The organism is Flavobacterium gelidicaeli, assembly GCF_013294005.1.
Lineage (GTDB): Bacteria > Bacteroidota > Bacteroidia > Flavobacteriales > Flavobacteriaceae > Flavobacterium.
In genome coordinates this window covers 92,057-103,870 of sequence record NZ_JABSNK010000012.1, presented here as the reverse complement: position 1 = coordinate 103,870, position 11,814 = coordinate 92,057, and the positions used below count along the sequence as shown (strand labels likewise).

The following is an 11,814-nucleotide window of genomic DNA, read 5'->3' as shown; positions in this document are numbered from 1 at the left end:
AACTCATGTAACACAGGAGTTTGCGTCTTTTTTAAAAGAGATCAATAGATTCTAGCCCAAATGATTGTAATACTATTGCTTCTTTCTATGGAGTTTCTGGTAAAAACCTCCAGTGTCAATACAAAGACTTTTTAAGTGATTTTAAAGCTTGGGATCAAATAAAACATTCAGAAGAATGTCTTATTTTTCAGAAAAACATTGGAATGAATCTATCAATAGATGAAACGTCTCTTTCAAATGGCGAACTCTATACTATTTTGACAAACAAATCTGGAAAAGGAAAAAAGCGAACTATTGTAGCTATGATTGCAGGTACTAAAGCCGATACAGTTATTGCAGTTATAGAAAAAATTGCTCTTAAACAACGAAATCTAGTTAAAGAAATAACTTTAGAAATGGCGGGAAATATGAATTTGATTGCCAAAAAATGCTTTCCTAATGCAACTCGTGTTACAGATCGATTTCATGTTCAAAAACTAGCTACAGAGGCTTTACAGGAAATCAGGATTAATTATCGTTGGGAAGCTATTGATCAAGAAAATAACGCTATTGAAAAAGCAAAAAAAGGCAAATCAAATTTCGAATCTCAAATACTTTCAAATGGAGATACACTTAAGCAATTACTCGCAAGAAGTCGTTATTTTCTATACAAAAACAAATCAAGATGGACGCAAAACCAAACGCAACGTGCCACTTTATTGTTTAAATTATATCCAGACATTTTAAAAGCATACGATTTAACACAAGACTTGCGTACTATCTTTGACAAAACAACTGACAAAATCATTGGGTTTGCAAAACTAGCCAAATGGCATGAAAAAGTAGATCAATCCGGATTCAAATCTTTCGGAACAATCTCTCGTACAATTACAAATCATTATCAGACCATATTAAATTATTTTGACAATAGAAGTACTAATGCCTCTGCAGAATCATTCAATGCAAAAATAAAAGCCTTCAGATTAAAATTTAGAGGTGTTAGAAATATAGGATACTTCCTTTTTAGGCTAACTAATATATATGCTTAATATGTCCCACTCCACAGGTTTTCGTTATGATCCATAGATTGCCGTTTCACCACTCTGATTTTTTTGTCTCATTTCAAGTAGAAGCTCACTTTTAGTTTTTTCATTTGCTACGTTTTAGATTAATGTGATACAAACGTACTTCTGAAAGTTGCTCAGCCCCTGCTATAGTTAACAATTGTCAACTTTTGGTACCCAAAATTGGCACCTAAAACTATAGGGTACCAAATAGGGTACTTGTCGAATCCGATTTAAGGGGTAAAATGAAAATAGAAGTCATTCGCCAGTTGAATCAACATCGGTGCTTAAGTACTGTAAAATATAGGATTTTGTAAATAAAGGAAAGTATTGAAATGTAAAAAGCCCCTTTGTGAGGGGCTTTTTGCGGAGAAAGAGGGATTCGAACCCCCGGACCTGTTACAGTCAACAGTTTTCAAGACTGCCGCATTCGACCGCTCTGCCATTTCTCCAGTAACTCGCTATCATTGCTGATTGCGAGTGCAAATATAAGTTGCTTTTTTGGTTTTTTTACTCTTTTGGAATAAAAAAATGAGCTAATATTTTAATTATTTTTTAATCGTTTCATTTTCTAGCTTTTAGCAAACAGAAAAAATAAAATAATTTTTAAAATTGTACTTAGTAGCTGACGTATTCTGTTATTTCTAAGCCGTAACCTATCATTCCCACACGTTTTTCTTGCACTGAATTACTCACTAATCTAATTTTTGAGATATCGATGTCGTGCAAAATTTGCGCTCCAATTCCGAAATCTTTACTGTCGATAATGATTTTTGGTGCTTTCATTTGGCCTCCTTCTTGCAAATCTTTCAATTCAGTCAAGCGGCTTAATAAATTTACTGCTTGCATGTCTTGATTGATGAAGATAACAGCACCGGTACCTTGCTTGTTAATCGCTGTAAACATATCGTCTAACTGCTTGTCGGCATCGTTTGTTAACGTACCTAGCAAGTCATTATTTACCTGAGACGAATTGATTCTTGTTAATATAGGTTCGCCTAAATTCCAAGTTCCTTTAGTCAAAGCAATGTGTATTTGTTTGTTAGTTGTTTGCTCGTATGCTCTCAAACGGAACGTTCCAAAACGAGTTTGAATATCAAAATCATCTTTCTTTACAATCAAACTATCGTGTTGCATTCTATAAGCAACTAAGTCTTCGATAGAAACTAATTTCAGGTCAAATCTTTTAGCTACAGCTACTAATTGTGGTAGACGCGCCATAGAACCGTCTTCATTCATAATTTCGCAAATAACACCCGCTGATTTGAAACCTGCTAAACGAGCAAAATCAATTGCTGCTTCTGTGTGACCTGTTCTTCTTAAAACACCACCTTGCTTTGCAATAAGTGGGAAAATATGTCCAGGACGTGCTAAATCGTGAGGTTTTGTATCTTGATCAACTAGAGACATTACGGTAAGTGATCTATCGGCAGCTGAAATTCCTGTTGTTACTCCGCGACCTTTTAAATCTACCGAAACTGTAAAAGCAGTTTCCATATGATCAGTATTGTTATTAACCATCACGTGAAGTCCTAATTCTTTACAACGACTTTCAGTAAGAGGAGCACAAATTAATCCGCGCCCATGAGTAGCCATGAAGTTGATCATTTCTGGAGTTACCTTTTCGGCAGCAGCTAGAAAGTCACCTTCGTTCTCGCGATCTTCATCATCAACAACGATGATTATTTTTCCTTGACGAATGTCTTCAATAGCTTCTTCAATGGTATTCAATTGTATTTTATCAGTCAGCATGTTACGCTTGTTTTTTGGGTGGGAATAATTTTTTAAATAATTTTTGGATTGGTACTAAAATGACATCCATATTGATCAATCCTATATCGTTTGTGGCTCTATAGGTCAGTAAAATAGCAAGTGGAGTAAGAACTAGAGAAGACATCCAGGCACCCATAAAAGGAGAAATTCCGTTTTCTTGTGCCATTCTTTTTCCAAAAGTATTTATAAAGTGAAACGTTATAAATATCAAAACAGCAAATATAATAGGGAGTCCAAGTCCTCCTTTGCGTATAATGGCACCTAATGGTGCACCTATAAAAAACATCATTAGACAAGCGTAGGCTATGACAAATTTATCATAGAATGCCAGTAAATGGTTGTTGATGTTTTTTTGTTTGTTTTCTAAACTTACTTTAGTAGCATCAATAGAGTAATTTGTACTCACTAGATTACTACTTGCAATTTTTAAAATTTCTGCTTGTTGTTCCTTGGTGAATAAGGTCAGTATTTCGGCAGGAACGGTCTTTTTTTTCTTAAACAGCGTATCTTTTATAATATTAACTGCAGTATTTTGAATTCCTGTTCTTAGATTGATGTTTTCAGAATAAGAGATTACTTCGGTTTTGAAGCTTTTATTCAAAGAGTCAATTGTATATTTTAACTCATTTACATCTAGCATCGTATTTGTTGAACTAGTTGTATTTTCTTCATCTACATCAACTTTGTTTAATTTTGATAAATCAATGTTGATGGTATATTTTTTAAAGGCGCTTTTCGCGAAAGGCATCTTCTGACGGTCTTCGTATTTCTTTGGAATAATATCTTCGTAATAGTTTCCGTTATTTAAGATAAGTTGTAAGATACTCGATTTTTCACTACTAACTAACTCTCCATTTACAGCTTTAATGACAATTTTACTACCATCACCAACATTCGATTTTTTATGAATCGTAATTCCAGTTAAAAAGTTTCCGTTTTCACCAGATTTTTTGTTGACTTTGATATTGTAAATTCCTACATCGCTAAATTGTCCTTCGGCTATAGCCAAAGCTGGTTTTACCTGAGCAATATTTTTACGGAAATTGATAAACTTAAATTCAGCGTACGGGATTACATTATTTGCAAAAAAGAAAGCGAATATACTTAACAATAATATGGTAACAGTTAGGGTACGCATGGCTCTTTGAAGCGAGATGCCTGAAGATTTCATAGCAGCAAACTCATAGTTTTCAGCAAGATTACCAAAAGTCATAATTGAGGCAAGCAATATTGATAGCGGTAATACTAACGGAATAATTCGCGGCATAGAAAACATTAAAAACTTTAAGATTAATACAAAATCTAAGTCTTTACCAGCTAGTTCAGCTATAAATAGCCAAACGGTTTGTAGTATGAATATAAAAAATAAGATTACAAATACCGTAGTAAATGTAATCATGAATGTTTTTAATAAGTATTTGTCAAGAATTTTCACCTAATAATTTAATCTAATTTATTGATGTAGTAATTTGGGTATTTACTTTGCGCAAAGATAAATTGATTTTTTGACAAAGGTTGATTGGTTTTAAAAGAATTAACGGTTAATGTTGTTTTTGTTCCGTTTTTTCCCATTTCAATCAAGTTGTAAATGTGTTTTGTTTGCACATCAATACCTAAAAGGATCTCTTTACGTTGATCTTTAGAATTTGTAGGGATTAATTTAATGTATTGAATTTTTCTTCCTTTTACATTTTGTAGTTTATCCATGTAATATTTATAACCACTATTAAAAAAAGTTAGCATTTTAGAAGGTGTGATTGCATTATTATCATTTTCATTTACGCTAGAAATTGTGATTTCTTCGTCTTCTGGAACAATAGTGTAATTTTTCTTACCGTCATATATTTTTGTAATTCCCATGAAATTCAATACATATTGATTTCCTTTTAAAGTTACATTTCCTTTACTATCTTGATTGATGTTCTCTTTGGCATTGTTTAAAGAGTATTTAAAATCAATTGCAATGTTATTATAACTTTTAACTTTAGAAGTCACTTGATCTAAAAGCGCTTTTGCTTTTTGGTCTTGTGCTTGTACTGAAAAGCTAAAAAGAATAATAAATGCAATTTGAATAAATTTTTTCATGGTGTTAATTGTTTTGTTCATTGTTAAAAAATTGATCAAGAGCACTTAAATCCAGAATGTGTACCGCTCTAGCTTTACTTCCTTCAAACGCTCCTACAATTCCAGCTGCTTCAAGTTGGTCAATTAATCGACCCGCCCTGTTGTAACCTAATTTTAGTTTTCGTTGTAATAAGGAAGCCGAACCTTGTTGTGCGTTTACAATTATTTCGGCAGCTTCTCTAAATAAAGTATCTCTTTCTGAGATATCTACATCAAGATTTATGCCACTATCTTCTCCTACAAATTCTGGTAGTAAATAAGCAGTTGCATACGCTTTTTGTGACCCAATAAAATCTGTAATTTTTTCTACCTCTGGCGTATCGATAAAAGCACATTGTACACGTACAACATCATTACCGTTAGTATAAAGTAAATCTCCTCGACCTATTAATTGGTCAGCTCCTTGAGTGTCTAGAATAGTTCTTGAGTCAATTTTTGAAGTTACTCTAAAAGCAATTCTAGCAGGGAAATTGGCTTTTATCAAACCAGTAATAACATTTACAGATGGTCTTTGGGTTGCAATAATTAAGTGAATACCAATTGCGCGAGCTAATTGTGCCAAACGAGCAATAGGAACTTCAACTTCTTTACCAGCAGTCATGATCAAATCGGCAAATTCATCGACGACTAATATAATGTAAGGTAAAAAACGGTGTCCATTTTCAGGATTTAATTTTCGAGCCTTAAATTTATCATTGTACTCCTTAATGTTACGTACCATGGCATCTTTTAATAACGTATAACGGTTGTCCATTTCTACGCAAAGCGAATTCAAGGTATTAACCACTTTTGCATTATCGGTTAGAATAGCGTCTTCACTGTCGGGAAGTTTGGCTAGATAATGTCTTTCTATTTTATTGAATAGTGTAAGTTCCACCTTTTTTGGGTCAACCAAAACAAATTTTACTTCAGCTGGATGTTTTTTGTATAACAATGAAGTTAATACAGCATTCAAACCAACAGATTTTCCTTGTCCTGTAGCTCCTGCCATCAATAAATGGGGCATTTTAGCTAAATCGACAACAAAGGTTTCGTTTGAAATTGTTTTTCCTAAAGCAATAGGAAGTTCCATTTCGGCTTCTTGAAATTTAGCTGAGCTAATTACACTTTTCATAGAAACCATTGTAGGATTCTTGTTAGGAACCTCAATACCTATCGTTCCTTTTCCAGGAATAGGCGCAATAATACGAATTCCTAATGCCGAAAGCGATAAGGCGATATCGTCTTCTAGGTTCTTTATTTTCGAAATTCTGATTCCAGCTACAGGAACAATCTCGTATAAAGTTACCGATGGTCCTACGGTTGCTTTTATTTGAGCAATTTCAATTTTATAATTGCGCAGGGTATCTACAATTCTGTTTTTGTTTTCTTCTAATTCGGCTTGATTAATCGTGATTCCTCCAGTAGAATACTCTTTTAATAAGTCGATTGTTGGGAATTTGTAATTGGATAAATCCAAAGTAGGGTCGAATAATCCAAAATCAGATACTAATCTTGATGCAAGATTTTCTTCAACAACTTCTTCTTCAGCTGCAGTCTCAATCACAAAACTATCAGCGGCATCGTCCTTTGTATCTGGTTTAATAGGTAATTCAGGAGGCAATTGCTTTGAAGTTGTTTCTAATTTTATTTCTGATGAGTGTGAAATAGTCGGTTTTAAAGATTCCTTGTTTATTTCGAATTGAGAAACTTTTGGTTTTAGAACCATTTCTTCTAATTCCTCTTCATCTTCTGCTACAGCAAATTCTTCTAAGTTATAGGCATCGCTAGATTCGTTTGAATTACTTCCATCTAAACCTGACTTCATTTCTTTTTTAGTGTTATCAAGAAACGATTGAATCTTATCTGGAGACAACTTCATTTTGAAAATCACATAGATAATCAATCCGAAAATTAGGAATAATAATGTTCCCGTTTTACCAATGTAATCTTGTAAGAATAAATTAAGTTCAAAACCAATTACTCCACCTAATTCAGGTAGGGAAGTGGCAAAAAAGCCAAATAAAATCGATAGGATGATAATGACAAATAAGTCCCAAAACCAAACTGATTTTAGTTTTTTCAAAGACATATCAATTACTAAGTAAACTCCAGTCATTGCAAACAAGCGCACAAATAGGAATGACGCCAATCCAAAACCGTTATAAACGAAGAAATTGGCTAAAAAAGCACCAAATTTTCCCGACCAGTTTTGAACTTCTTCAGTACGATCTCCTAATTCATTTACAGCACTCTGATCTTCTTGTCCGTGGATATAAAAAGAAATAAACGCCACCAGTAAAACGATAGAAAATAATATAAGTAAAGAGCCCAAAACAATTTTGTGCTGTTTAGTTAATTGCCATGTAGTACCTTCTTTAGATTTTGTATTATTTTTTTTATCTAAAGGGGCTGTTTTTGTTTTTTTTGCCATTCTGGATTGTACTTGTACCTATGTAATTTTTGGCACGTAGATTATTAAACCGATAATTATTGCCGTTATTGCTGCAAAAAAAACAGCACCGGCTGCAATGTCTTTTATAAAACCGATTCTTTCATGGTAATTGGGATGGATAAAATCGGCTATTTTTTCAATGGCCGTATTCAATCCTTCAACACTTAATACTAAACCTATTGCTAGGGTCTGAAAAAGCCACTCAGAAGCAGTGATTTTGAAATAAATTCCGGCAATTGCCATAATTATTCCTAAAGAGAATTGCACCATTACACTGTGCTCTGTAGTGATTAGTTTTACTGCGCCTTTAAAAGCATAAGTAACACTTTTTAATCTTCCTTTAAAGAAAGAATTGTCTTTTTGAAATTCCATTAATCGAAAATTATAGTACTGCTAAAGCTGCTTCGTAGTTTGGTTCGTCAGCTATTTCGTTAACTTGTTCGGTATATAAAATAGTTCCATTTGCATCAGCAACAATAATTGCTCTAGAGTGTAATCCTGCAAGTGGTCCGTCTACAATTTCTAATCCGTTTGTTTTACCAAAATCACCTGAGTTAAAATCAGATAAATTGATTACATCTTCAAGTCCTTCAGCACCACAAAAACGTTTTTGTGCAAATGGTAAATCTCTTGAAATACAAAGAACAGTTGTGTTTTCTAATTTCCCTGCAGTTTCATTGAATTTTCTAACTGAGGCAGCACAAGTTCCGGTATCAACACTTGGAAAAATATTCAAAATTAAATTTTTACCAGCAAAAGTACTTAATGAAGCTACTGATAAATCATTTTGAACTAATTTAAAATCAGCTAATTTTGTTCCTACTTTTGGTAATTCTCCTGACGTATGTATTGGATTTCCTCCTAATGTGATTGATGCCATTTTGTTTGTTTTTTGTTAAGGTTCAAAAGTATGAAATTTATTTAAGATTTAGGATTTAACCGTAATATTTATAAAATACCGCAATCTATTGTAGTAGAATGCTTTTAGTTAGTTGCCTATATAAAATAGAAAAAACGCACTTTGTAGTAAGTGCGTTTTTGAATAGTCAAAACTAAATGGACTATTTATTTATCGATAGATCCTAAAACTCTTTTCATAAAAGTATTTAAGGCTTCCTTTTTATCAGTGCCCGTTTTTACCATTTTATGAACTTCAAGAGCGCCGTACATATTGGAAATTAATTCTGCTATAACATCTAACTCTTCGTCTTTAAGTGAAGGAATTTCTGTCATTGCTTCTAGAACATCGATCGTTTCAATAATGTAATCTTGATCGTTCTCCTCTATGAATTGGGTTAAATGCTTTATTACAGGTAATTTCATTCTTTTATTTTAGTTTAAGGTTTAAAGTTTTAAAAGTTTAAAGTTATGTGTTGCTTTAAAGAGCTATTTAGTTTAACATTAAACTTGGCAATCAAGCGAATCAACATTAAACTTCAAACACATCAATTAAACAATTTCGTTTACTAATTCAATTAGGACTTCTTGTTTATTTGTTTGCGTTTCATTTACTAGTTTCCCATCAACAAAAGTGGCAAAAGTAGGTAAGTTACTTACATTAGCAAGTTTTCTTGATTCAGGAGAATTTTCAGCATCTACAAGTACAAAAGTTACCCCTTCGTTTTCTGTTGCTAATTTCTTGAATTTAGGTTTCATGATTCGGCAGTTCCCACACCATGAAGCAGAATATTGAACTACAACTTTATTGTTTGAGCTAACGATATCAGCTAATGTATCTTCGGTTAAGTCTATTAACATGTTTTTTTCATTTAGTTGCAAAGTTACGTAGAGGTAAAGCTGCAAAGGTTTTTTATTGAGTATCAAATTTAACAGGTTGCAAAGTCTCAAAGTTTTATAAACTTTGTAACTAGTTACTCAAGAGCTTAGTACCTTTGAGACCTTGTAACTCTTAATAATTTAGTTTGCGCTTAAGTAGTCAGCAGTACTTTTTCTGTCAGCACTCATTGCTTCTTTACCAGCTTCCCAGTTAGCAGGACAAACTTCACCTTTTTCTTGAACGTGTGTGTAAGCATCAACCATACGTAAATATTCGTTTACGTTACGACCTAATGGCATATCGTTAACACTTTCGTGGAAAATTTTACCTGTTTCATCAATTAAGTATGTAGCTCTAAAAGTAACATTAGAACCTTCAATGATAACTGAATCAGTTTCTTCACTATACTCAGTTGAGTCAATGTCAAGAATACCTAAAATATTAGATAAATTTCTGTTTGTATCTGCAAGGATTGGGTAAGTAACTCCTTCAATTCCACCATTATTTTTTGGTGTATTCAACCATGCAAAGTGTACTTCATTTGTATCACAAGAAGCACCAATTACAATCGTATTTCTTTTTTCAAATTCAGGTAATGCAGCTTGAAAAGCGTGCAATTCAGTTGGACATACAAAAGTAAAATCTTTTGGGTACCAAAACAAAAGTACTTTTTTGTTATTGTTTACTGCTTCGTCAAAGATGTTGATTTTCATGTTATCACCCATTTCTGAAATAGCATCAACTGCAATACTTGGGAATTTTTTTCCTACTAATGACATAAATTTATTTTTTATTGTTAATTTTTTTGATGGTGTAAAAGTAGGTAATAACAAGAGTTTTATTCTATTACTTCCAATTATATATATTTATAGATTGATAGTTTTTGATTATAGCAATAAAGGAAAAAGTCATAACTATTAGATAGCTATGACTTTATGGTTTTTTTGTTGTTGGTTTTTTGGTCTTTAGTTTAATTTGTTTTTTTATCAGTTACAAGTTGTCTTATTTTAATATTGAAAGCAGCAAATATAAGTGTCATAAACGGACTCAAGATATTGAAGAACGCATATGGTAGATAATCAAATGTTGATACTCCTAAAGTTCCTGATTGATAAGCTCCGCAAGTATTCCAAGGAATCAATACCGAAGTTACCGTTCCTGAATCTTCCAGTGTTCTACTTAAATTTTCAGGGGCCAATCCTTTTTCTTTATACGCTTTTGCAAACATTTTTCCAGGTACTACAATAGCTAAATATTGGTCAGATGCAGTAATGTTTAAGGCTAAACAACTTCCTACAGTCGAAGCAAACAATCCAAAGGTAGTATGTGCTAATTTTAATAAAGTTTGGCTAATTCTTGCCAAAGCGCCTATAGCATCCATGATTCCTCCAAAAACCATTGCACAAATAATCAGCCAGATTGTCCCTAGCATTTTTTGCATTCCACCCGAAGTAAATAAATCTGTAAGGGTTTTATTTTCTGTTGGAATAACAATTTTTCCTGTTATAGCATCCATTACCGCTTTATAGCCCGACTTAAAAGTCATGCTGTCAACGCCTGAAATGTGGTTCAATACCTGTGGCTGAAATATAATAGCAAAAATAGCTGCTAATAAAGTTCCCGCTAACAATGCAATTAACGGTTCGGTTTTTTTGATAATTAGCCCAATTACAATTGCAGGGACTAAAAATAACCAAGCTGAAACCGTAAACGACGCTTCAATGTCTCTAAGTAAATCAGCTATGTTTACATCTCCTTTTATATCTACTGATAATCCTAAAATAATGAATAATAGTAAGGTAATAATGTAGGTTGGAATCGTAGTTAATGTCATGTACCTTATGTGCGTAAACAAATCAGTTCCCGCCATAGCAGGAGCAAGGTTTGTAGTGTCAGACATTGGCGAAAGCTTATCACCAAAATAAGCTCCAGAGATCACGGCTCCTGCCACCATTCCTAAATCAAAACCTAAGGCACCACCCACACCTATTAAAGCAATACCTACTGTAGCACTTGTTGTCCAAGAGCTCCCTGTGGCAATCGATATAATAGAACATATAATTAAGGTTGCGGGTAAAAATATAGCTGGACTTAATATTTGTAATCCGTAATAGATCATCGATGGAATGATGCCGCTTACGAGCCAAGTTCCTGCTAAAGCCCCTACCATTAATAAAATTAAAATGGCTCCAGCGGTAGATTTAATATTTTCGGCCACCTCTTCGATCATTTTTTTATACGTGACTTTATTAAAGAAACCTACAATTGCCGCAATTGCCGCACCTAATAGCAAAACAAATTGATTACTACCGCTCAACGCTTCATCTCCATAAACGTATACATTGTAACCCAACATAAGGATTAATGCTATGACTGGAATTAAGGCTTCGGTTATTGATAATTCTTTGTTTTTATTAATTTTGGTATCCATTCTATCGTGTTTGAGATTGCAATATAGATAAAAAAGTAGCTATAAGCCTAAAGTGAATGCTAGGAAACGAACTACATAGTGTTTGTTTTTTCAGAATTCTGTTTATGAAGAAGAGATGATTTGTTTTAGCTTATACTTTGATTTTAAGCTTGTTTTGAATTTATATTTTTGTTTTTTGTTGCCAAATAAATCCAATATTTCTATAAAAAGTGCACTTTAATTTTTTTTTAAA

The 11,814-nt window shown here is 33.1% G+C and carries 11 protein-coding genes and 1 tRNA gene; 1 reads left to right on the top strand and 11 read right to left on the bottom strand.

Translation table 11 applies throughout. From position 1 onward, the window contains the following. Positions 1 to 44 precede the first annotated feature (44 nt). On the top strand, positions 45 to 1,028 hold the full coding sequence (locus tag HNP99_RS15045; RefSeq protein WP_173854217.1) for an ISAon1 family transposase: 984 nt from the start codon (positions 45 to 47) through the stop codon (positions 1,026 to 1,028). Positions 1,029 to 1,410: 382 nt separating this feature from the next. On the opposite strand, the gene HNP99_RS15040 is transcribed toward HNP99_RS15045, so the two are convergent. The 11 genes from HNP99_RS15040 to nhaC form a co-directional block, all read right to left on the bottom strand. Next, positions 1,411 to 1,495: transfer RNA gene (locus tag HNP99_RS15040), tRNA-Ser, on the bottom strand. 166 nt (positions 1,496 to 1,661) lie between these two features. After that, positions 1,662 to 2,795 (bottom strand): 3,4-dihydroxy-2-butanone-4-phosphate synthase, encoded by a 1,134-nt coding sequence (gene ribB / locus HNP99_RS15035; protein WP_173854214.1) that lies wholly within the window; start codon positions 2,793 to 2,795, stop codon positions 1,662 to 1,664. 1 nt (position 2,796) lies between these two features. Beyond that, positions 2,797 to 4,251 carry an LptF/LptG family permease gene (locus HNP99_RS15030; protein WP_173854213.1) on the bottom strand — a complete coding sequence of 485 codons (1,455 nt, stop codon included), beginning with the start codon at positions 4,249 to 4,251 and terminating at the stop codon, positions 2,797 to 2,799. 8 nt (positions 4,252 to 4,259) lie between these two features. After that, positions 4,260 to 4,901: an outer membrane lipoprotein periplasmic chaperone LolA1 gene (lolA1, locus tag HNP99_RS15025; protein WP_173854212.1), complete on the bottom strand. Its 642-nt coding sequence runs from the start codon at positions 4,899 to 4,901 to the stop codon at positions 4,260 to 4,262. A 4-nt stretch (positions 4,902 to 4,905) separates the two neighbouring features. Then, positions 4,906 to 7,353: a DNA translocase FtsK gene (locus HNP99_RS15020; protein WP_173854211.1), complete on the bottom strand. Its 2,448-nt coding sequence runs from the start codon at positions 7,351 to 7,353 to the stop codon at positions 4,906 to 4,908. Positions 7,354 to 7,371: 18 nt separating this feature from the next. Beyond that, positions 7,372 to 7,746 carry a diacylglycerol kinase family protein gene (locus tag HNP99_RS15015; RefSeq protein ID WP_173854210.1) on the bottom strand — a complete coding sequence of 125 codons (375 nt, stop codon included), beginning with the start codon at positions 7,744 to 7,746 and terminating at the stop codon, positions 7,372 to 7,374. 10 nt (positions 7,747 to 7,756) lie between these two features. Continuing rightward, positions 7,757 to 8,254: a thiol peroxidase gene (tpx, locus tag HNP99_RS15010; RefSeq protein WP_173854209.1), complete on the bottom strand. Its 498-nt coding sequence runs from the start codon at positions 8,252 to 8,254 to the stop codon at positions 7,757 to 7,759. Between the two features lie 185 nt (positions 8,255 to 8,439). Next, complete coding sequence (locus HNP99_RS15005; RefSeq protein WP_173854208.1) at positions 8,440 to 8,697, bottom strand: DUF6952 family protein; 258 nt, start codon at positions 8,695 to 8,697, stop codon at positions 8,440 to 8,442. A 126-nt stretch (positions 8,698 to 8,823) separates the two neighbouring features. Further along, complete coding sequence (locus HNP99_RS15000) at positions 8,824 to 9,132, bottom strand: thioredoxin family protein (protein ID WP_173854207.1); 309 nt, start codon at positions 9,130 to 9,132, stop codon at positions 8,824 to 8,826. 159 nt (positions 9,133 to 9,291) lie between these two features. After that, on the bottom strand, positions 9,292 to 9,930 hold the full coding sequence (locus tag HNP99_RS14995; RefSeq protein WP_173854206.1) for a peroxiredoxin: 639 nt from the start codon (positions 9,928 to 9,930) through the stop codon (positions 9,292 to 9,294). 191 nt (positions 9,931 to 10,121) lie between these two features. Then, positions 10,122 to 11,582, bottom strand: a complete 1,461-nt coding sequence (gene nhaC, locus HNP99_RS14990; protein WP_173854205.1) for a Na+/H+ antiporter NhaC — start codon at positions 11,580 to 11,582, stop codon at positions 10,122 to 10,124. Positions 11,583 to 11,814: the final 232 nt, after the last annotated feature.